Source organism: Microbulbifer maximicatervae (SeqCode) (assembly GCF_052468155.1).
The window spans coordinates 3,206,937-3,228,384 of record NZ_CP174335.1 but is presented as its reverse complement, the minus strand read 5'-3'; the positions used below and the strand labels follow the sequence as shown (position 1 = coordinate 3,228,384).

The window sequence follows — 21,448 nt, the reverse complement described above, 5'->3', positions numbered from 1 at the left end:
TCCGAAAAGGTCATCATCTCAGCCCATACGCAGCTGCAGGGTCGAGTCCTAAAAATTACACTTTCAGTCAGACAGTGAGGAGAAGTCCATTCCACCTCAGAATCTAGTCGGCTCGGCAGAGGCCTACGTCTCAAGAGTTGCCTCTTCATTTGGTGCCGCTAAAATCATCAGTCGTCACCTTCTCGGCGGCGACTATATATAGATGGTAGAAAGCCAGCCAGGTCCGTGCGGCGGCTAAATTCTCAGAAGAAGAGATACTATGGAAGCAAACCAGACTATTAGGGATCATATCGCCGCTTTGGGCGATTGGTTGGAAGAGCAGATTATCGGTCAAGAGAGATTGGTTAACCGATTGCTGATCGCCATGCTGGCCGATGGCCACCTTTTGGTGGAGGGAGCGCCAGGCCTGGCCAAAACCAAGGCCATTAAAACACTGGGCGAAGCTATTGAGGGTGACTTCCATCGCGTTCAATTTACGCCAGATCTGCTTCCGGCGGATATTACCGGCACCGACATTTACCGGCCGGAAACCGGAGAGTTCCATTTTCAACCAGGTCCAGTGTTTCACAACCTGATACTGGCCGATGAGATTAACCGCGCGCCAGCCAAAGTTCAGTCGGCGCTGCTCGAAGCTATGGCAGAACGGCAGATCAGTGTCGGCCGAAAAACTTATCCCCTTCCCCAGTTATTTTTGGTAATGGCTACCCAAAACCCTATTGAGCAGGAAGGGACTTATCCTCTGCCAGAGGCACAATTAGATAGATTCCTAATGCAGGTAAATCTTGCCTATCCCAATGCGGAGGCGGAAGCAAAAATCCTGCGCCTGGCCAGATCCGAGGCTAGCCTTGGCGAAAATCGCCCCACTGAAATTATCAGCCAAGAAACCATTCTTCAGGCGCGCAACCAAATTCTGGAAATGCAGATGGTTGAGGCCGTGGAAACCTATACTGTCCAACTTGTCATTGCTACTCGCGAGCCGGCGAAGTATGACAGCGAGCTGGCGTCATGGCTAGATTTTGGTGCAAGTCCGAGAGCAACAATTGCATTGGATCGCTGCGCGCGCGCTCACGCCTGGCTCGCCGGGCGCGACTACGTCACCCCGGATGATGTGATGAATGTCGCTCCCGATATTTTACGCCACCGACTCCTGTTGAGTTTTGAGGCGGAAGCGGCGGGAATTACTACCGACCAGGTAATTGAGCGATTACTTCAACAGGTGCCTGCGATCTGATGTCCGCTGAAGCATCCCCAACTGAGCTCGAACTGCGCGGGGCTTATCCCGAAGTAACGCCGTTGGTGCAAATGCGCTACGCCGCACGGCAGCTGCAATTATTCAAACCGCGCCTGGCCCGCAGTGATCAGGCCGGCAGCCTGCTCACTCGCTATCGCGGCCGCGGCATGAATTTTGAGGAAGTGCGGAACTACCAGGCCGGCGATGATGTGCGCTCCATTGACTGGCGCGTAACAGCTCGAACCGGCCAAACCCACACCAAACTTTACCAAGAGGAGCGCGAACGCCCGGTAGTTATCCTGTTGGATTTGCGCTCGCCGATGTTTTTTGGCAGCCAAAGGGCATTTAAATCGGTGACGGCCAGCGGCATTGCGGCAGCGCTGGGTTGGGCTGGTTTACAGCACAGCGATCGGATCGGGGCATTGCTTTTCTCCGACCGGGAAATAGACACAGTGCGTCCGCGCCGCAGCCACCACGCCGTACTTTCGATGATTCACAGTACGGTTGCCCGCGCTGCGGAACTGAGCAGCCCCATCCCCGAACAGGGCAGCCAAACGCTGAAAACATTACTTGAGGAAGCGCGAAGAATCGCACGCCCTGGAAGTGCACTCTTTTTAATCAGTGATTGTCACGATCTCGACGAGAGCTGCTCACAGCCACTCTATCTTTTATCCCGCCATGCCGACCTCCAGGTGCTGAGGGTATCGGACCCGCTGGAGCAACATCTGCCCGGCCAATCCCTCACTATATCTGACGGTCGCCAGCGCACATTTCTTCATGCCGGCAATCGGCCGGTACACGAACATTTTGCCGAAAAGCAAGCCCGAGCCCGCGCCGAGGTTGAACAACTGTGCCGGCGTTATCGGCTGCCGCTGCTGGACTTTGATAACACCCAACCGCTTATTCCAGCACTGATGTCCGTCTACGGCTCGCGGCAAAGAAATAATGGCTGGCAAAATGCGAGAAGGCCCAAGTAGTAATGAGTTTGAAAGTGCAGAAAAAGCTAGTCGCCAGTGTTTTGGCGAACCAAGGAGCGAAGGCAAAACGCACTGGCAATTTAATTGAGGGCCAGTCGTGATAAAAGGAAGTCTTCTGGCAAAACAAATGCAATCCCCAACACCGCAAGCGCCTTCGCCCGAGGCCCAGGAACTGTTATCGCAACTCCGCGATATACAAGAGCCCAATGCGGTTAATTGGTGGCCACCCGCTCCAGGCTGGTGGATGTTGGCCGTATTAATTCTTGTCTGTGTGGCCGCCGCTGCCCTATGGTGGCGGCAGCGGCGCAAAAAAATTGAACGCAATCGCTATCGTGTCGAAGCAGCCTCACTGCTCGCCGCAGTAAATACTGAGGAGGTGGATGCAGTTCCAGAAATTAATGAAATACTTAAGCGAGTGGCAGTTACAACATACAGTCGCACAGAGTGCGGCAATCTTATCGGCACAGCATGGGTCGAATTCCTGAAAAAGTCAGCCCCACTCGAGTGCCCCTCTGATGCGCAACAAGCACTCGTCGAAAACCTCTATCGTGGCAGCTGTGACCCAGACAAAAACCGAGCGCTACAGGAATATGCCATTTTGTGGGTGAAGCAGCACGGACAACCCACCAAAAACAGCCCGCAACACCAAGGCGGGGAGGCCGCGCATGTTTGAATTCGCCTGGCCATGGGTTTTCTTTTTAGCCCCACTCCCGCTACTCGCTCGCTGGCTGCTACCCCGCTCCAAACCCATGAGCAGCGCCCTGAAGGTGCCATTTTATTCTGAGCTATCCCAACGCGGCGGCGGCGAACAAAGCAATCTGCTCAATCTCTTTTTGCTGATTCTGATCTGGCTGCTTTTAATCAGCGCCGCAGCCCGTCCCCGGTGGTATGGGGAGCCGATATCTCAACCCAGCAGCGCAAGGGATCTCCTTATTGCCGTAGATATTTCAGGCAGCATGGAAACGCCCGATATGGTAATTAATGGCCGACCGGCGATGCGTATCAATGCAGTAAAACAGGTGGTTGGTGACTTTGTTGAACGGCGTAAAGGTGACCGTTTGGGGTTGGTATTGTTTGGGACTCGCGCCTACCTGCAAGCCCCACTCACTTACGACAGGGAGACGGTAGAAACTCTACTAAAAGAGGCCCAGATCGGCTTTGCTGGACAGGGAACTGCCATCGGCGATGCCATTGGGCTATCGGTCAAACGCCTGACCCAACGCCCCGCAGAGCAACGCGTGCTGATACTCCTCACCGATGGCGCCAACACTGCGGGGGAAGTCTCCCCTCTCAAAGCTGCCGAACTGGCACAACAAGCGGGCATTACGGTTTACACCATCGGTGTAGGTGCCGACGAAATGGTTCAACCCGGTCTTCTGGGGAGCCGTTTTGGCAGCCGCAGAATTAACCCTTCGCGAGACCTCGACAGCAAGACCCTCAAGGAAATCGCCGATAAAACCGGGGGCCGCTATTTCCGCGCCCACAACCCGCAAGAGCTGGCAGAAATCTATGCCGAACTGGATAAGTTAGAGCCTGTCGAACAGGAAGCGGAAAGTTACCGCCCCATGAAGTCCCTGTTCACCTGGCCCCTTAGTATCGCCCTACTACTGGCTGGAATTTGGGCCCTAATTCCCCTGGCGAGCAATTTTCAGCTCCCTGCCAGACGAGAAGAGTTAAGTCGTAACAATGGAGGTCAAGCCCAGTGAATATGCTCGACCTAATCCAATCCTTCCACTTCTTGCGCCCTGGGGTTCTGTGGCTGCTAATTCCCGCAGCACTACTCTGCTGGGGGTTGGCAAAGATGGTGCTCAACAGCGCTCAACTGCAAAAGGTCATAGACCCAGATCTGCTGCCTCACCTTCTACTGCGCGGTGGCAGTAAAAGACCCTGGTTATTCGCATTAATATTTGCGCTGCTGGTCGCGATGATTATCGCTCTGGCGGGCCCTGCCTGGCGCAAGCTGCCAATCCCGGTGTACAGCAACCAGGATGCCCTGGTCATACTGCTAGACTTGTCACCGTCCATGATGGCGACAGATCTCTCACCCAATCGACTAACCCGCGCCCGCCTTAAAATTTTGGATATTTTGCGCCAGAGAAAAGACGGCCTCACCGCGCTCGTCGCCTATGCCGGAGAAGCCCATGTCGTCACCCCTCTTACCGAGGACACGGCTACTATCGCCAATCTGGTACCCGCGTTATCGCCCTCAATCATGCCAGTCCCCGGCAGCAATATCGAAATGGCCGTCGATACAGGAATTCGCCTGTTAAAGGACGGAGCTGCTGGGCGCGGGCAATTACTTGCCGTTACCGACGGCATAGACTCAATGGCCGCCGATGAGGTCGCCAAAGCTCTATCCAACGCAAAAGTCGAGATGAGCATACTCGCCGTGGGCAGCGGCGAGGGCAGCCCCATCCCTAGGGGAAATACCGGTGGATTTGTGACCGATAGTAAAGGGGCCATCGTCATCTCCAATTTCAATGCCGCTGAGCTTCGCCAGCTCGCCCAGTCCAGCGGAGGGCGTTTTGCCAAAATTACGGTAAATGACAGCGATATCGACTATTTACTACCTCAAACTGACAGCCCGCAACAAGCGCAGCTCACTGAAAGGGAGTTCGACCAATGGCGGGATGAAGGGCCGCTATTACTCCTTTTAATACTACCTTTTGCAGCCCTACTCTTCCGTCGGGGAGCTCTGGCATGCGCCCTGCCCTTACTGTTGCTAACTGGGATTTCAAGTGAAAGCCAGGCTATTGAGTGGCAGGATTTATGGCAACGCAAAGACCAGCAGGGCCAGCGCCTATTAGAAGAGGGACAGCCGGCAGAGGCCGCGCAAGAATTTCACAATCCCGAATGGAAAGGCACTGCCAACTATCGCGCAGGCAATTACGCAGAGGCCCAGGAAAATTTCGCCCAACGTAATAATTCACAGAGCTTGTACAATCTTGGCAACAGCCTGGTGCAACAGGGGGACTACGATAAAGCTATCGAAGCTTACGATGAAGCCCTGCAAAAGCAGCCCGAGTTTGCCGATGCCGAGCACAATCGGGAAATTGCTGAAAAGCTGAAAGAGTTGCAAGAAAAACAGCAGCAATCCCAACAGCAGTCCGGTGAACAACAGCAAAGCGAGCAGGAACAGAACCAGCAGGGCCAGCAGCAGAGCCAGGAACAACAGCAAAACCAAGAGCAGCAAGCTAAGAACAACGAACAGCAGTCCAGCGAGCAGCAACAACAGCGCAATAATCAACAGCCCTCTGGTTCACCAGAGTCCTCTGAGCAACAGCCTCAAGGTGAGGAGCAGCAGGGCTCCCAAGAAAAGGGCCAGGAAGAGCAGGAGAGCGAACAACAACAGCAAGGCGAACAACAGGGTGAAGAACAGCCGCAGCAAGGGGAATCGCAACCTACTGGCGCTGAAGAAAGCCCACTCGACCAGGAAACCCAACAAGCCCTGGACCAATGGCTCCGTCAAATTCCCGATGATCCAGCCGGCCTGATGCGCGAGAAGTTCAAATACGAGAGCCTGCAAAGGCGCCGTGCCTATCGCAGCGGAGAGTGGGAGCCACCGGAAAATGGGGCGACACAAAGATGGTAAAGAACAGTAGAACAATGTCGCTGGATTCAAGGACACTGATTTCAAAAATGCCTATGGACGCAATCATTAACAACCGAATAAAACTTTGGAGCCTCCCACTCAGCCACGCCTTCGCTTTGCTACTTCTTGCAATAGCACTTTGTCTGTCGACACCGGTTTTAGCAAGCGATCTCAGCGCAACGGTCGATAGAGATAAGATTGGAATTGATGAGACAGTCAATTTACGTGTGCGCTATTCAGGAGACAAAAGTGGTGGACAACCGGACTTTGACTTGTTGGAACAGGATTTCGATATTCTCTCACGCCAACAGTCCAACCAGTATCGCGTTATCAATGGCCGTGCAGAGAGTTTTGTCGAGTGGGTACTGGCGCTAGCCCCCAAACGGGAAGGCAAACTGTTTATCCCCTCTTTTAACTATCAAGGAGAGGTTTCCGATGCGGTTCCCGTCACGGTCACCGGAGCGCAAAGTGGACCTAACGGCGGTGAAAAGCAGGCTTTTCTGGAAGTAACACTCGACAAGGAAAAGGTATATGTCCAAGAGCAACTGCTGGTAAAAATTCGCCTGTACACCACTATCGGCTTACACGATATCGCAACAGAGCCTCTCAAGGTTGCCGGCGCTCATGCAGAAAAAGTCGATGAGCAGCGATATGAGCGCAAGCTCAATGATGTGAGCCATGCGGTTTACGAAGTTACCTACGCCGTTTTCCCAGATAGCTCAGGCAAGCTCAGCATTCCCGCACTAACCTACGTGGCCATCGCTGGGCGCAGGGACCCCTTCTCCCTATTTAATCGCAACAGCCAAAGGCTTCGACTTCGCTCCCAGGAGAAGTCTATCGAAGTGCTGCCAAAACCCGCTGACTACTCTGGCAGCCAATGGCTGCCCGCTGCCAGTCTCGGCATTGTTCAAAGCTGGAGCCAGGACCCGGACACCTTTGCCGTAGGCGAACCTATTACCCGAATTCTTACCGTACGTGCCGAAGGGCTCAGGGCCGCACAGTTGCCCCCACTTCCCAAACTCAACGTGGATGGCCTTAAAACTTACCCCGATCAACCGCAACAAGAAGACCAGGTTGGGCCCAACGGCGTTACCGGAAGCCGTATTGAGACAACCGCGATTGTGGCTACACAACCCGGGGACTACGAGCTTCCTCCCGTCACTGTGACCTGGTGGGATACAAAAAGCCAACGACAACGCACCACTCAACTACCGGCATTCCGCTTCTCAGTTTCCGGTACTGCTGCTGCAGTAACCAGCGACAATGAAACCAGTGCCAAAGTACCTCAGTCAGCTACACCCACTGAACAAGTCGGTACGGTGAGCCATTTTTGGCGCAACCTGGCTATTATCGCGATTGCCTCTCACTTACTGTGGGTGCTGTACTTTTTCTTTCAGAGGCGCAAACCCGCCCAACAAATACCGAGCAACCACATCCAGGCTCCCGACTTACAACGTGAAACCCGTGCCCTTAAAAAAGCTCTGGAGAGTGAGAATCCCATCCATATCCAGCAAGCCACTTTAAAGTGGCTTGCTGCAAAGTGGCCGCAAGTAAATGGGAAGAGCTTGGCTGCGACCGCGAGGCAACTGAACATCCCCGAGCTGGATCAGCTCCAAGCAGTTCTGGACGCCGCTATTTACAAGTCACCGGCTAGTCCTTTGGACATCAATAAGGTGAAAGCAATAGTCGACTTACTAGTGAACGCGAAACCTGAAAGTGAACCCAGTGAAACGGATAGCGCCCTGCCCTCACTGTTCTCTTAACAGGAGCCACTTCAAATCAAACAGGGAAAGGTTGGCCTTCACCGCCTATGGGTAAGGCCAATTCCTGTGTATTCGAGCAGTTTAAGAGGTACTTTAAATAGAATCAGGAAAAAGTTTGTGTAGATATGATTTTCTTTGCAAGCCCTAACAATTTCCAGATTTTGATGAATCCGCCCCCAAACGCCCTGGGAACTAACACCCCCTTCACGCATTTTCACAATACATTTTGGCAAGCGCCTGAAGCTGATTTTATCCCGATGAAGAAAACGAGCTAGCAATTCAAAATCTGCTGCAACACGGTAGTTGGTTTTATATAAACCTAGCTTTTTATAACAGTCACGCCGTACAAAAAATGTAGGGTGGGGTGGCATCCAGCCCCAGCGAAATTTAGACACCCTAAATTTACTGGAGCCATAAAAACGCACTCTTTGGCTTAAGTTATTGCGAGCCACAATCTCCAGGTCTGCATAGACAGATTGGGCTCCCGAAACTAAAAATTCATTAACAACATTTGAAATTACACGACTATCAGAATAGACATCATCAGAGTTAATTGTGCCGACTATATCGCCAGACGCCAGGCATATGCCTTTATTCATAGCATCATAAATACCTGAGTCTTTTTCAGACACAACTGCCGCGACTTGGTCTTTAAACTCAGATATTATCTCTAGCGTTCCATCAGTAGAGCCACCATCAATAATTATATGCTCAATATTTGCATAATCTTGAGCCAACACGGATAGTATTGTGTCGCGAATGGTGTCAGCACTATTTAGACAAACCGTTATCAGGCTTATTTTTATCACAAAAAGTCTCAAGTTGTCGTTTCGTGAAAAGTAAAACCTCTCTTGAGAACTTTAGTACAAATTACAATATCTGACATTCGATCAACGTAAAATACTTCTATACCAGTCGTATGTTTTCTTTAACCCTACCCCCAAGGAAGTCTGGGAATCCCACCCCAACTTCGATAGCTTTGAGGTGTCTAGCAACTTCCGCGGCACACCATCAGGCATTGACCTGTCAAATGTAATATTTCCCTCAAACCCAATGATCCCGGCGGTTAAATAAGCCAGCTCCTTAACAGTGCAATCCACCCCAGTACCCACATTTAAGTGGGAGCACATAGGCTCTGTCACGGATCGATATACTCGATCTTCCAAACCCATTACAAACACCAACGCATCAACCATATCCTCTACATACAGAAATTCTCGTCGAACATCACCACTCCCCCAAATCCTGACATTCTGCACCCCTTCATTTTTGGCCTTATGGAAACGATGTATTAATGCAGGGATAACGTGTGAATTTGCAGAGTCAAAGTTATCATGTGGACCATAAAGGTTTGTCGGCATAACACTGCGATAGTTACGTCCATACTGCCTTGAGTACGACTCGCACAACTTAATTCCGGCAATCTTAGCAATAGCGTAAGGCTCGTTAGTCGTCTCCAACCTGCCCCCAAGCAGGTCCTGCTCCCGTATCGGCTGGGGGGAATCCCTTGGATAAATACAAGACGACCCAATAAACAGCAAATTTTGGATATCGGCCTTGTGAGCCTGATGGATTACATTGCACTGAATCATCAGATTCTGGTAAATAAAATCAGCTGGGAGCATGCTATTCGCCAATATGCCCCCCACTTTTGCCGCAGCCAAATAAACAGTATCAATCGACTCCGAATTAAAAAAATCAGAAACAGCATCAGCATCTGTCAAGTCCAGCGAATCTCGAGGGCAAGTAATGACTTCACAGTTTTTTAGCGGTCTCAGCCTCTGAATTAATGCCGAACCAACCATGCCCCGATGACCTGCGACAAAAACTCTCTGGGAGTATTTCACTAACTACTCCTCAAAAATAGGCTCAGTGCGATAACCATTCCCAGCCAACAACAAATTCCGCTTCGCTTCCCTCAAATCATACTTAACCATCTCCCCAACTAAATCTTTCAAGGTTGTTTTAGGTGCCCACCCCAGTTCTTGCCGAGCCAATGAGGCGTCACCTATTAGTGACACCACCTCTGTCGGGCGAAAATAACGAGAGTCCACTTTAACAATTACATCTCCACATTTAACTGCTGGAGCATCTTCTCCCACAATTGAAGCAACAACACCTACTTCTTTCTGCCCCTCTCCATGAAACTCTATCGCTATCCCCAACTCTTGAGCACAATTACGAACAAAATCCCTAACGGAGTATTGCAGCCCTGTAGAGATGATAAAATCCTTAGGACTTTCTTGCTGCAACATCAACCATTGCATTTCAACATAGTCTCTAGCATGACCCCAGTCCCTCAGTGCATTCAGCTCCCCCAAATACAGGCAACGCTCTAAACCTTGGGCAACATTTGCCAAACCCCGGGTTATTTTTCGGGTAACAAAAGTTTCACCACGCCGTGATGACTCGTGATTAAATAAGATCCCATTGCAAGCATATAAGCCATAGGCCTCACGGAAATTGACCACAGTCCAATAGGCAAACAATTTTGCAATTGAGTATGGAGAGCGGGGGTAAAAAGGAGTGTTTTCATTCTGAGGGGAAGCTTTGGCAGCACCGTAAAGCTCCGATGTTGAGGCTTGGTAAAACCTGGTTTTATCCAGCCCCAGAAGACGCATCCCCTCAAGTATTCTGAGGGTTCCAAGCCCGTTCACATTTGCAGTATATTCAGGGCATTCAAAACTGACCGCAACATGTGACTGAGCACCCAAATTATAGATTTCATCAGGTCGCACCTCCTGAAGAATTCGGGTCAAATTGCTCGTATCGGTAAGGTCTCCATAGTGAAGAACAAACCTTCTACTATCATCTTGCGGCCCTTGGTACAAGTGATCTATGCGGCTCGTATTAAATGAAGAGGACCTTCTTTTAACTCCATGAACCTCGTACCCTTTCGCCAATAGAAATTCAGCTAAATAAGAGCCATCCTGGCCTGTTACACCGGTTATTAATGCTTTTTTCATGTCTCAGCCTGTTAGAATTATTGGTATACAAGCGCACCACCTCTCCACATCCAATACCGTCCAAACATTTACAAAGATCAATGTCGCTCAGGTTTCGCCCCTAACATCAAGCGAGCCATCTCCCGTATTTCAACCCCCCACAACCTTATCTGAACGAAAGTTGCCAACAATCTATAACCAATATAAATTTCCCTTTTCCGCCAAAAAAATACGACCGACCTTACCGGCGGAAGAAGGGTATATAGGATCAGCTTAAACCTCCCGGCCCCTTTAGAGAGGAAAAACTGCCCTCCCTTTATCCGCCTTGCTTTTGTCGCTACAGATTGCCAGGAGCATCTAACTCGATGATGAACAAAAGCAGATTTCAGAAATAAAACTTGATACCCTCCCACCCTCAACCTTCTGCAAAACTCAAAATCACCACTCGAAAAGGAATTCTCACTAAAGCCGCCAAACTTCAGGAACAAAAACCGATCAACTACCATATTTGCTGTAGCCGCAACTCCTGCAGATACGTAAACCTCTTGTGGTATCCCTCTCATAAAGTCATAGACTTCATAGATATTGGAAAATCCATGTTGCTTTTGACTTCGCACATCACCGGCAAATAACTTTACACTCCCTCCCCAACACCCAACCGCCCTATCAATTCCGGCTATCCACTTTGAATCCGGCAGGCAATCAGCATCCGTAAATATAAGCCAATCTCCTTCAGCTATCTCTGCCCCTCTGTTTCTTGCCGCATAAGATCCAGGCTTTTTGCACTTTCCTCTCTTAACCTGGAAGCTTCCCCCCCCTAAAAAGGATGGAGAATTCCCGTCGTTTGATATCAGTACAAGCTCAAAAAGGTCTTTTGAAATGACTTGAGACTCCAAGCAACAAACCAACTCCTCAATGAAGTGCCACTGCTGATAGACCGGAACAATCACGGAAAATTTAACCCGCATAGCAGCACCAATTGCAGATATTGTTAGACATTTGAATCATCACGCACTGACTAAACGATTAGCACAACACTTGGAATTAGCAACCTACAACATTGACCAACAAACAGGATGGGCGGGGATTTCAACAACTGGATCAGGAGAGAGATAGATGGGAATTTCGACAGCAGCCAGGGTAGTTAGAACCAGGCAACCTTAAGGGAAGACCGAAACAATCAATGAGAAAATAAATTTGGATAAGGCTTAAAGCACCACAACCTTGAAACCGCAGAACACAAACTTACTTCAGGGAATAGCCAGAGACCCGCCCGAAAAGAAAATGATGTAGAAGCTAGCGCTATAAAAAGATGAACCAAAGCCAGCTACCCGTTGATAGCAGCCTCCTCCAACACCTTCAAGGTGGCTTCCGCTGCTCGATCCCAAGAAAACTCTTTTACCCGAGCGCATGCAGATTCCTGAAGGCTACGGACCAAATCCAAATCTGAATGCAGCTGATGGATACCATTAGCCATGCTAGAAACCGAAAGAGGGTCGACTAAAATAGCTCCGTCTCCAGCCACCTCCCGCATAGCTCCAGTATTAGAGGTCAAAACCGGCGTGTTCTGCGAAAATGCCTCAACAATAGGCAGCCCAAACCCCTCATAAATCGAAGGGATTAGTAAAGCTCTGGCATTATGATACAAGCCACTTAACTCGTGATCAGGCACATAACCCCGCACCTTTACCATTTCCCTTAAACCCAACCCCTCAATAACTTCACTTAATCGAGGCAGCCCCCAGCCTTGCCCACCGCAAATATAAAGCGGCAATGCTCCTTGAGTAGCCATATCCAAGTAAGCTCGATATGCGGCCAGCAGGCGCTCCAAATTTTTCCGGGGCTCCAGGGTACCGACGAAAAGGAAATACTCCCCATCAATGCGGTCGTCAGTATTTCCCAAGAAAGGTGCTTCAGGAATAACAACGGTCTTACCCACAGACTTTGGCATTAACTCTGTGAGCTCATCGGCGGTAAATGCTGATACCGCTATCACCGTTTGCGCCGAGTTTACCGAAGGGGGCATCAACCCACGCTCTAGGTGTTTACCAAATACAGACATAGTTTCAGGAAAGCGCGCCCAAACCACGTCGTGAATCGTCACAACCCGGCTTACCGAAGACGGCATCATCAGTGGTAAATGATGCCTAGGGGACCAAAAGACCTGTACACCATCACGCTTGGCCCAAGACGGAAAGAAGGCTTGAGCAAAAAATGTTCCCAGGGATTTGCGCCCTACCTTCCCTGAACGTACAAACACGTTCTCAGCCTTAGAAAACCGATCCGGGAGGGGGGCGTCGCTATACAGAAACCAATGATGCCCACTCTTCAGCATGCGCTCAATAAGTGCCTCTGTGTAACGGCCAATCCCAGTGGTGGTAACTGAAAGCGGCCTGGCATCAACCCCTATCCTAAGCATTGGAATTCCTATTCAACTCAGTCACAGCACTATCTACATCACACCCAAGCAATCTTCGGCAAAGCTCTTGATAAGCAGCGTGCCCCCCCCTTTGAACTGAACCTCATCACGCCGAGGGAAGGCATGCTCCATAGCTCAAGTCTTATCATTTATCATGGCCTCTCTGCGTGCCTCGCTATAGGCCGAGGGATTACATGAGAGACTTAAGATCGACTAGGAGCCACGTATGATTGCATAGATATCAAAAGAGCTTGTGCCTCAGCATTCAACCCAAGGTAGCAGGAATGTAACGCCCAATCACCCTGGCAGGAATCGAAAGTCGTCGGGCATCTACCACCCTTCTGGCCACTAATCCACCAGGCCCCTCTCCAAGAGAACGTCCCGATAGAGCTGATGATAAGCAGCGGCCATTTTGTCAGCCGTAAATAACCTCTCGTAACGACAACGACCGGCGCGTCCCATCTCCTCTGCTTTCACAGGGTCGGACCATAAACTATTCATCGCTTTACGCAGTGCGAGATGGTCAGCCGCCTTCACGACATACCCTGTTTCCCCATTCTGGTTAACAAAACTGGTCCCAGTGCCAATTTCACAGGAGATAAGGGGCTTACTATTCATCAACCCTTCAATCAAAGTTACTCCGAAAGCCTCCGAGCGCAAATGAGAGGGGAAAACCACTGCTCGGCATAATTTCATTAGCGCCACTTTCTGTTCATCACTGACAAATCCAGCAAAATATATGTTACTTGCTCCGAGTTTGTCCGCCAGGGATTTTAAGCGATTAGCCTCAGGGCCCTTACCTGCAATAACAACACGATAAGGCTGATTTGCGGCGGCCCGGATTAGATATTCCAGCCCTTTGTAATACCTGAGCACACCGACAAACAACATAAAATTCTTGCCGTACTTCATCTCAATATTCACCAAAGACTTCTTCGAGGGCTCAGGATATCCCTGCTCAGAAACCCCTAGGGGTATTACCTTTACCTTGTCCCGATAAGCGGCAAGAACTGGGCTAGTTTCCACATAATTGTATGAAGTTGCCACGATACGATCTGCTCGCCCCAGGAACCAGCACATCAATGGTCGATATAAAGTACCTAGCAGCCTCTGTCTAACGATATCGGAATGGTAGGTCACCACCAGCGGGCGTGACCTACCAGCCAGTAAATAAGTCAGATCGCCGAATGGCCAGGGAAAATGAAAATGCAACAACTTGGCTTTTGAGCGAAACAAAGCTCTGAAAAGCCCCGGCCCCACACAGCACGAAGCAACCGAAAACCAGCGCCTTCGGGCAATCACGGGAAACCGCTCATTCAGCTTCAAGCGCAAGGGAGAATTCACCAAGGTCAGGACGCCACATTTGTCTGTTTTTCGTGCAATTTCTAGGATTACCTGTTCGACCCCCCCTTGAGATTCAGGATAAAAGGTTCTATAGCAATGTAGGATTTCAGGCTCGGGGATCAATGGAGACTCACTTAACAGCGGGACCAAAGCCCCACAGATAACCTATTGTTTTATAACGTATTAGGGTATGATAACCGCTCCAGTAACCCCGGTGTCAATGTGAGAATACTGTTCTGTACTATGCAATTCGGGCCCGGATATAATCAGGGAACCGAAAAGTATATTCGCAACCTCGCTCGCGATTTAAGTGGGCGGGGATGTGATATCGTGGTTGCCGGTGGTGACCCGGAAGGCATAATAACCGATGACTCTCTTATTGATGGAAGGGGGGTTCAGCTAATCAAACTTCCGACTTTTGGTTGGAGCACCACTCTAGGCGACTCAATTGATAGTTATCAAAACCTCCTTACGGAATTGAAACCCGATTTAGTGCATATGGTAAATCCAGCCCATATTGGTGTTAATTTGCTAAATGCCGCTCAAAAGCTTGGGATTCCCTACTTTATATCTATCACCGACTTCTGGTGGCTCTGCCCAAAGCATACATTGACGCTTAAGTCCGGCGAGTTCTGCTCAGGTTTTGCCGAGCAAGAAACCTGCTTCCGATGTATTGCGGAAACACACCCTAACAGACTGGTTAAAGCTGCCTCTCAGCTCCCTGCTGCCAGGGGTTGTATGGCCAAAATTCTGCATTTGAAGAATGCTCAATTTACTGCCCAACCAAAAGATAAAGATCGTAAAAAAATACTGATCTCAGTCCTGAATAAAGCCAAAAGGGTAATTTGCCTCTCAAAAACAAGCCAGAGGCTTATAAGCGAATACTTCTCACTTAGCAACACCCACTACATCCCTGCAGGTCTATCGAATACTTGGTTTGAAACAAGCTGCTCTCGACAAACGAATAGTAGTTCCTTTGTAGTAGGGTTTCTTGGGGCCCTTGCCCCACACAAAGGCCTGCATACCCTTATCCACGCACTAAATGACCTTGGTGACTCAAAAATAACTCTCAGGGTCGCTGGAAAAACATCAGCTCAGAAATATGCAAAACAGTGCCTAAACACCTATGGAAATACTCAGTATTTTGGCGAACTTAGCGAACCGCAAAGCAAAGAATTTCTAGACTCTCTGGATGTCCTGGTAATACCTAGTAACTCACCAGAAAATCAACCGCAAGTATTGCTTGAAGCAGCAGCTAGGAAAAAGCCCGTTCTTGCCTCCAATATACCAGGCTGCGCGGAACTTCTTCCTCCAGCTGCCGTATTCCCGGTCGATGATGTGAGGCGGCTGAGAGAACTGCTAAACGTAGCAAAAAAAGACATATCGAAAATAGGCTACCCTACTTTAGGGCTATCCTCCGAAGCAGTGTCGAAAGAAATATTAACCGAATACCAAAAAGTATTGTAATCCCGTGATTTTCCTAAAAAAACACCATAGAGATATCGTCTTCTACAAGGCACTCTGTAATTTGAGATCCGAAGCTTCAAAAACCTATTTGAGCTTCCTCTGGTGGATCATAGAACCAATTTTCTCAATGGCGATCTATTATTTTATTTTTGGTGCTGTCTTTCAACGGGGAACAGAAGATTTTATCCCCTTCCTACTGGTGGGACTAGTTGTCTGGCAGTGGTTTGCCCAATGTGTCAGTCACTGTTCTGCCGCGATCACTCAAAACCATGCCTTAATCAGCCAAGTCAATTTCCCCAAGGTGGTACTCCCCTCGATCAATATCGTCATGGACACCTTCAAATTCAGTATTGTTTTTTCTCTGCTACTGATTGGTCTTTGGGTAATGGGATACCCCCCTACATTAAGCTATATCTACCTTCCGCTGATTTTAGGCGTGCAGTTTCTATTGAACTATGCCTGCGGGCTGATCGCCAGCATGCTGATTCCATTTATACCGGATTTATCCCATTTGATCCCCCACCTGCTACGGCTTGGCATGTATGGTTCGGGCATTCTCTATGCTGTCAGCTCTCTTCCGGAAAGCGCTCAAGATATTCTCGCATACAATCCGATGATCTGGATTATTCAAAGTTATCGTGACATATTAATGTATAACCAAGCACCCGATATATTCAATTTGGCGATTTACGGCTGCGCAGTTTTGTCATTTTATACGCTAGCCAGGTTATTGATGAATAAACTTAACCCCGTATTTGCCAGGGCATTAATGCAACGATGAATGAAAGAAAGAAATCGGCTATCAGCCTCAAGAATGTACGGGTGACCTATCGCTCGGGAATTCCATTTACTCGCGCTACCAGTGTATATAGTCCGCTAAAAGATATCAGTTTCGAATTGTATGAGGGCGACTCGCTCGGGGTTATCGGCCGAAATGGCGCAGGCAAAAGCACCTTGCTTCGCCTGCTAAATGGCATTATCAAACCAGATAGCGGGGAGGTGGTCAATCACGGTCACAGAACCGCGCTGCTCTCCTTGACAGTCGGCTATGATCAGCACCTGTCTGGCCGCCAAAACGCCGTCATCAGCGGTATGATGATGGGTTTAAAAAAGCAGCATATTGTCAGCAAACTCAATGAAATCGATGAATTCTCTGAGCTTGGAATTTTTTTTGATCAACCAATCAAAAACTACTCTACAGGCATGAAGCAGCGGCTTGGAATGGCCGTAGCAATCCACTTAAAAACTGACGTCTTACTCATTGATGAAATTCTGGCCGTTGGGGATTCAAGATTCAGAAAAAAATCAGAGGCGGTGATGAGAGAGAAAATCACCTCAGGAGATACTATAGTCCTAGTTTCTCATTCCTCAGAAACTGTAAAGCGACTTTGCAATAAGGCCCTATGGATTGAAAATGGTGTTGTAGCCCGCTACGGTGATAGCAAGACTGTAGTGGCAGCTTATGAAGAGTCACAAAAGTAATGCGCACCCTAATATATGAACCGATGCCAGACATTCGGCGCGCAGATGTAATATTGGCAATTGCACACAAAGAGTCCGAACTCGGAAATTCTATTTTGCTATTAGTTGAAGAAGAGGTACAACTTCTCAGCAGAAACCACATTAATCACCCACATAGCGTCAATTGCACAAACATAATAAAGGCAAAAATCGCAACTGGTGGTTTTGATTTCGCCGTCGTACCCAGAGATAAAATCCTGGCAAAACAATTCCTAGAGAATCCGCAAAAAACCCAAGAACATATAAAGCACTATCGAACTGATCACTTCCAAAGAGTTTTAGAAAGCTATAAACCGCAAAAGATAATAATCTGGAACGGCCTAACGCATTATCAACAGGACTTTATAAACCTCGCCCGCAAGATAAACCCAAAGCAAACTTTCTCGTTCCTGGAAGCGGGCTGGTTTCCACAGTCAGTTACGTACTATGAGGACCCCCTTGGAGTAAATGCACAAAGTGAAATAGCAATTACAAAACCCAGAGATATTAGCTTAGAAGAACGTCAAAACATAGCTCTATGGAAATCATCATACAGGAAAAATTTTGAGAACAATAATACATCTGACAATGGGTATATATTTATCCCGCTTCAATTAGAAACAGACACGAACATTACAAAGTTTTCCCCATTTTCTACAATGAAAGACTTTCTCCTATGGGCAGAATCTCACACAGATCCCAGTACAAATATTATTACACGCCAGCACCCCCTTGACCGAAGCCCCTCATATAACCTACTCCCCCAAAATAGCCGAATAAAAATCGACAATGAAACTCCCTTACACCAATTAATATCAAAATCTAACTGTATTTTAGGGATAAATAGTACTGTTTTGTTAGAATCATTGATATATGAGAAGCCTATTTATGCGGCAGGCGATGGAGTTTTTTCAAGTAGTGATGCCATTATTAGGGTGAACTTGGAAGATATTATCCCCACTCGTCACAAATACTCAGTTGAAAGGCAGGAAGAGCTTCTTCACCTACTCCTCCACAAACAAAAAGACCTTATCTCTTCTACAGCCTCATTTTCCAACATAAGATCAGCACTCAAAAATCAAAGATACTCAGGTTACTCATTATCTGCCATTATTTTTGCTACCCTTAAAGTATGGGCAAAAAGAAAGTTAATTAGGGTCCTAGAACACCAACATCAGCGCCATAAACTTAGCACCAAAAACTCCAAAGGCACTAATAGTTTATAGTTTTTCGGCAAGTATTGATACGGAGTCTTTCATCTCCAACCTACTTATTCGACATTTAGCTAATTGCCTCCGTTTCAATAAATGATGTCTGGAAAAACTATTGGTATTTTGATTAAACAGAACTCCTAGGAGTAGTATGATCTAGCGTTATATGCAAGACTTACCCACGTTTAATAGGCACCCTGTATAGTTAGGTTTAGGCCTAACACGGAGGTGTATCATGGGTAAGAAAAGAACTCAGGCGTATACGGAGGAGTTCCGTAGAGAAGCAGTTAAGAGAGCGGAAAAGCCTGGAGTAACAACGGCTTCTGTGGCACGAGAACTAGGCGTCAGCGCACAGCAGATCTACAACTGGCGTCGTCAATTTAATCGACTGCCTGATAAGCAGTTCAATAGTTTAGACGGTGTCGACTATTCCAAACAGGAAAGCGCTGAAGTTCGCAAGCTCAAGAAGGAGCTGCATGAAGCTCGTCAGGAGGTTGAGTTTCTAAAAAAGGCAGCTGCGTACTTTGCGAACCACCAAGAGTAAAGTACGCACTGATACAAGAGCATGTAGGGTCATTCCCGGTTAGCTTGATGTGTCGGTGTTTAGAAGTCTCAAGATCGGGTTATTATCGATGGCGAGGGCGGCTGCCATCTGCTCGCACGATTAGAAAGATACGAATAATCGAGAAAATCCGAGAGACGTTTGTTGAGTTTAAAGGTCGTTATAGCGCGCCTAGAATCGCTTGCGAGCTTCAAGAGTTAGGTGAGCCATGCTCACGGAGCTATGTCGCTAAGCTTATGCAACAGAAGCATATTAAAGCGAGAAACGACAAAGGCTTTCGATATAGCCAGCCCGTCGAGGGGAATATCTATGTCGCCGCCAACCTACTTAAGCGTTGCTTCGATGTGGATCGACCAAATTGCGGCTGGACCAGTGATATTACGTATATCTGGGTTCTGGAGCGGTGGCTGTACCTCGCGGTAGTTATGGATCTGTACTCTCAACGTATTGTAGGTTGGGCATTCGACTCTCAGATGACCGATGAATTGACACGTCGAGCATTAAAAATAGCTCTAGAGAGACGACAAATAAAGCCTGGGCTAATAGTTCACTCTGACAGGGGTGTGCAATATCGATCGCAGAAATACCAGGATCTCTTGTCCGAAAGCAAGTGCAAGCCGAGTATGAGTCGCCAGGCTAACTGTTGGGATAATGCGGCAATGGAATCATTCTTTAGCAGGCTAAAAGTCGAGCTGGTCTATGCCGGAACATTCGAAAGCGAAGAGCACGCAAAATCTGCGGTGTTTGAATACATTGAGATTTTCTACAATAGGGTTCGTAGACACTCTGCATTGGGCTATGTAAGTCCAGCAGAGTATGAGCGTAAATATGCATAGTTAGAGTGTCTATTTTTTGTGGGCAAGACCAATGCTTCAGTCAAATTGATCCTACCCACCAAAGACGGACACTCTCTTAAGCGATAAACTACGCAGCAGAGGTGCCCTATGACACGATCAAGTAAATCAACCAAAACCACTCGTAAAAAATACTCAGAGGAATATAGAAAAGATGCCCTAGCACTGGCGGTCAAGGTAGGGGTAAGCGTTGCCGCTAAACAGCTTGGGTTACATCCTTCCCAGATTTACGGATGGCGAAGCAAGGCTAAGTTACATCAGAGCCGAGGGGATGCCGAGAGAGAGCTGGCCACAGAGAATGCTCGCCTTAAGCGGCAGCTGGCTGAGCAGGCAGAGGAGCTGGCGATCTTAAAAAAGGCCGCAGCGTACTTTGCAAAGAGCCTGAAATGAGGTGCGCCTTCATGCTAAAGCACAGGCATAAGTTCAGCATCAAAGCGATGGCTAAGGTATTGAGCGTATCTCGCAGTGGGTTTTACGATTGGGTGTCAAGATCGGCCGATCAATCCAAGCGCCAGCAGTACCAAATGGAGCTTGATGGTTTGGTACAGCAGCGCTTTATAGCCAGTAAAGAACGTAGTGGCGCCCCTCGCCTGACGAGGGAATTGGCCAGTGAGGGGAGTAAATATAATCAAAAAACAGTTGCTGCCAGCATGCGTCGACAGGGCCTACGGGCTAAAGCCGCCAAGAGATATAAAGCCACAACCTACTCAAAACATGGTCTGCCAGTGGCCCCAAATCTGCTCGAGCAGAACTTCAATACTGAAGCGCCGAATCAGAAATGGGTCGGGGATATTACCTACCTACGAACAGAAGAGGGTTGGTTATATCTGGCTGTAGTGATAGACCTATATAGTCGGCTGGTTATTGGTTGGGCGATGTCAGAAACGATGACAGCTACATTGGTCTGTGACGCCCTTCAAATGGCTTTATGGCGACGTAAGAAACCTACAAATGTTATCGTGCATACTGACAGGGGAAGCCAATATTGCTCTAAAGATTATCAATCTTTAATTACAGCTTATGATCTGCGGTGCAGCATGAGCGCCAAAGGTAACTGCTATGATAACGCCTGCGCAGAAACGTTCTTCCACTCACTTAAGGTAGAAGTAATCCATGGTAACCGCTTTCCTACAAGGTGCCTCATGCGGGAAACCGTATTTGAGTATATAGAAATAGACTACAATCGAAATCGCTTACACAGCGCCAATGGCTATCTCAGCCCTGAGGCGTTTGAGGAACAACTAGTCGCTTAGTGGTGTGTCCGTTGTTGGTGGGTAGGATCAAATCTCCACATTGTCGGTTGGCGCCCCCAAAACCCCCAACAGTTGTCGAAAATCATTATTTTATACATTTTCCAATGTATACTTCAGACTTTGTTAGGACATTTTACTCACAATGTACGATCAGTAGCTTTTAAGTAAATTTAACTAATACCACAACATAGTCATCTTGATCATAAGCTATATCACTCTCCCACTCCCAAAGATCGGCGCTTTCGAAAAAAGCAATCTGTTAGTGATAAATGTAACCGCTAGTCAAGTCAATCGATTTAGTAATGAGTCGTTAACCAACTGATACCTTAA

At 48.3% G+C, this 21,448-nt stretch carries 19 protein-coding genes; 13 read left to right on the top strand and 6 right to left on the bottom strand.

The window, feature by feature from the left end; translation table 11 throughout:
* Positions 1–259: 259 nt before the first annotated feature.
* From ACJJIY_RS13950 to ACJJIY_RS13925, 6 genes are all read left to right on the top strand, one after another.
* Entirely contained in the window at positions 260–1,231 is a 972-nt protein-coding gene (locus tag ACJJIY_RS13950) for an AAA family ATPase (protein WP_282932305.1), read from the top strand.
* Positions 1,231–2,208: a DUF58 domain-containing protein gene (locus tag ACJJIY_RS13945; RefSeq protein ID WP_445358115.1), complete on the top strand. Its 978-nt coding sequence runs from the start codon at positions 1,231–1,233 to the stop codon at positions 2,206–2,208. Before ACJJIY_RS13950 ends, ACJJIY_RS13945 begins: the two co-directional genes overlap by 1 nt.
* Positions 2,209–2,335: 127 nt before the next feature.
* Entirely contained in the window at positions 2,336–2,881 is a 546-nt protein-coding gene (locus ACJJIY_RS13940) for a DUF4381 domain-containing protein (RefSeq protein ID WP_445358114.1), read from the top strand.
* On the top strand, positions 2,874–3,914 hold the full coding sequence (locus ACJJIY_RS13935) for a vWA domain-containing protein (protein ID WP_444893491.1): 1,041 nt from the start codon (positions 2,874–2,876) through the stop codon (positions 3,912–3,914). The genes ACJJIY_RS13940 and ACJJIY_RS13935 overlap by 8 nt, the downstream gene beginning before the upstream one ends.
* Positions 3,915–3,916: 2 nt before the next feature.
* Positions 3,917–5,800: a VWA domain-containing protein gene (locus ACJJIY_RS13930; RefSeq protein WP_445359673.1), complete on the top strand. Its 1,884-nt coding sequence runs from the start codon at positions 3,917–3,919 to the stop codon at positions 5,798–5,800.
* Complete coding sequence (locus ACJJIY_RS13925) at positions 5,794–7,563, top strand: BatD family protein (RefSeq protein ID WP_445358113.1); 1,770 nt, start codon at positions 5,794–5,796, stop codon at positions 7,561–7,563. Before ACJJIY_RS13930 ends, ACJJIY_RS13925 begins: the two co-directional genes overlap by 7 nt.
* A 38-nt stretch (positions 7,564–7,601) precedes the next feature.
* Here ACJJIY_RS13925 and ACJJIY_RS13920 read toward each other — a convergent pair whose 3' ends face one another.
* The 6 genes from ACJJIY_RS13920 to ACJJIY_RS13895 form a co-directional block, all read right to left on the bottom strand.
* Complete coding sequence (locus ACJJIY_RS13920) at positions 7,602–8,372, bottom strand: glycosyltransferase family 2 protein (RefSeq protein WP_444897711.1); 771 nt, start codon at positions 8,370–8,372, stop codon at positions 7,602–7,604.
* 81 nt (positions 8,373–8,453) lie between these two features.
* On the bottom strand, positions 8,454–9,410 hold the full coding sequence (locus ACJJIY_RS13915) for a GDP-L-fucose synthase family protein (protein ID WP_444897712.1): 957 nt from the start codon (positions 9,408–9,410) through the stop codon (positions 8,454–8,456).
* A 3-nt stretch (positions 9,411–9,413) separates the two neighbouring features.
* On the bottom strand, positions 9,414–10,529 hold the full coding sequence (gene gmd, locus ACJJIY_RS13910; RefSeq protein ID WP_444897713.1) for a GDP-mannose 4,6-dehydratase: 1,116 nt from the start codon (positions 10,527–10,529) through the stop codon (positions 9,414–9,416).
* A 77-nt stretch (positions 10,530–10,606) separates the two neighbouring features.
* A complete protein-coding gene (locus ACJJIY_RS13905) occupies positions 10,607–11,476 on the bottom strand; it encodes a glycosyltransferase family 2 protein (protein ID WP_444897714.1) in 870 nt (289 codons plus the stop codon).
* A gap of 359 nt (positions 11,477–11,835) precedes the next feature.
* On the bottom strand, positions 11,836–12,927 hold the full coding sequence (locus ACJJIY_RS13900; protein ID WP_444897715.1) for a glycosyltransferase family 4 protein: 1,092 nt from the start codon (positions 12,925–12,927) through the stop codon (positions 11,836–11,838).
* Between the two features lie 348 nt (positions 12,928–13,275).
* Positions 13,276–14,394, bottom strand: a complete 1,119-nt coding sequence (locus ACJJIY_RS13895; protein WP_445359672.1) for a glycosyltransferase — start codon at positions 14,392–14,394, stop codon at positions 13,276–13,278.
* Between the two features lie 120 nt (positions 14,395–14,514).
* Between ACJJIY_RS13895 and ACJJIY_RS13890 the strand changes: the two genes are divergently transcribed.
* From ACJJIY_RS13890 to ACJJIY_RS13860, 7 genes are all read left to right on the top strand, one after another.
* Positions 14,515–15,738: a glycosyltransferase gene (locus ACJJIY_RS13890; RefSeq protein ID WP_444898238.1), complete on the top strand. Its 1,224-nt coding sequence runs from the start codon at positions 14,515–14,517 to the stop codon at positions 15,736–15,738.
* Between the two features lie 61 nt (positions 15,739–15,799).
* On the top strand, positions 15,800–16,519 hold the full coding sequence (locus ACJJIY_RS13885) for an ABC transporter permease (protein ID WP_445358112.1): 720 nt from the start codon (positions 15,800–15,802) through the stop codon (positions 16,517–16,519).
* Complete coding sequence (locus ACJJIY_RS13880; RefSeq protein ID WP_444897718.1) at positions 16,516–17,220, top strand: ABC transporter ATP-binding protein; 705 nt, start codon at positions 16,516–16,518, stop codon at positions 17,218–17,220. The genes ACJJIY_RS13885 and ACJJIY_RS13880 overlap by 4 nt, the downstream gene beginning before the upstream one ends.
* Positions 17,220–18,464 (top strand): capsular polysaccharide export protein, LipB/KpsS family, encoded by a 1,245-nt coding sequence (locus tag ACJJIY_RS13875; RefSeq protein ID WP_444897719.1) that lies wholly within the window; start codon positions 17,220–17,222, stop codon positions 18,462–18,464. Before ACJJIY_RS13880 ends, ACJJIY_RS13875 begins: the two co-directional genes overlap by 1 nt.
* Positions 18,465–18,684: 220 nt before the next feature.
* Positions 18,685–18,993: a transposase gene (locus ACJJIY_RS13870; RefSeq protein WP_444897720.1), complete on the top strand. Its 309-nt coding sequence runs from the start codon at positions 18,685–18,687 to the stop codon at positions 18,991–18,993.
* 8 nt (positions 18,994–19,001) lie between these two features.
* A complete protein-coding gene (locus tag ACJJIY_RS13865; protein WP_445359671.1) occupies positions 19,002–19,847 on the top strand; it encodes an IS3 family transposase in 846 nt (281 codons plus the stop codon).
* Between the two features lie 108 nt (positions 19,848–19,955).
* Positions 19,956–21,118 (top strand): IS3 family transposase gene (locus tag ACJJIY_RS13860; protein WP_445358111.1). Its coding sequence is split into 2 segments (ribosomal slippage): positions 19,956–20,214 and positions 20,214–21,118, totalling 1,164 coding nucleotides; the frame shifts between segments, so codons are not numbered across the junction.
* The last annotated feature ends 330 nt before the right edge of the window (positions 21,119–21,448 follow it).

What these genes read in the sequence shown, in the direction of transcription:
- ACJJIY_RS13940 (WP_445358114.1), top strand. Translation starts at nt 2,336, where the DNA reads ATGCAATCCCCAACACCGCAAGCGCCTTCGCCCGAGGCCCAGGAACTG.
- ACJJIY_RS13880 (WP_444897718.1), top strand. Translation starts at nt 16,516, where the DNA reads ATGAATGAAAGAAAGAAATCGGCTATCAGCCTCAAGAATGTACGGGTG.
- ACJJIY_RS13945 (WP_445358115.1), top strand. Translation starts at nt 1,231, where the DNA reads ATGTCCGCTGAAGCATCCCCAACTGAGCTCGAACTGCGCGGGGCTTAT.
- ACJJIY_RS13930 (WP_445359673.1), top strand. Translation starts at nt 3,917, where the DNA reads ATGCTCGACCTAATCCAATCCTTCCACTTCTTGCGCCCTGGGGTTCTG.
- ACJJIY_RS13890 (WP_444898238.1), top strand. Translation starts at nt 14,515, where the DNA reads ATGCAATTCGGGCCCGGATATAATCAGGGAACCGAAAAGTATATTCGC.
- ACJJIY_RS13925 (WP_445358113.1), top strand. Translation starts at nt 5,794, where the DNA reads ATGGTAAAGAACAGTAGAACAATGTCGCTGGATTCAAGGACACTGATT.
- ACJJIY_RS13950 (WP_282932305.1), top strand. Translation starts at nt 260, where the DNA reads ATGGAAGCAAACCAGACTATTAGGGATCATATCGCCGCTTTGGGCGAT.
- ACJJIY_RS13870 (WP_444897720.1), top strand. Translation starts at nt 18,685, where the DNA reads ATGGGTAAGAAAAGAACTCAGGCGTATACGGAGGAGTTCCGTAGAGAA.
- ACJJIY_RS13900 (WP_444897715.1), bottom strand. Translation starts at nt 12,927, where the DNA reads ATGCTTAGGATAGGGGTTGATGCCAGGCCGCTTTCAGTTACCACCACT.
- ACJJIY_RS13905 (WP_444897714.1), bottom strand. Translation starts at nt 11,476, where the DNA reads ATGCGGGTTAAATTTTCCGTGATTGTTCCGGTCTATCAGCAGTGGCAC.
- gmd (WP_444897713.1), bottom strand. Translation starts at nt 10,529, where the DNA reads ATGAAAAAAGCATTAATAACCGGTGTAACAGGCCAGGATGGCTCTTAT.
- ACJJIY_RS13875 (WP_444897719.1), top strand. Translation starts at nt 17,220, where the DNA reads ATGCGCACCCTAATATATGAACCGATGCCAGACATTCGGCGCGCAGAT.
- ACJJIY_RS13935 (WP_444893491.1), top strand. Translation starts at nt 2,874, where the DNA reads ATGTTTGAATTCGCCTGGCCATGGGTTTTCTTTTTAGCCCCACTCCCG.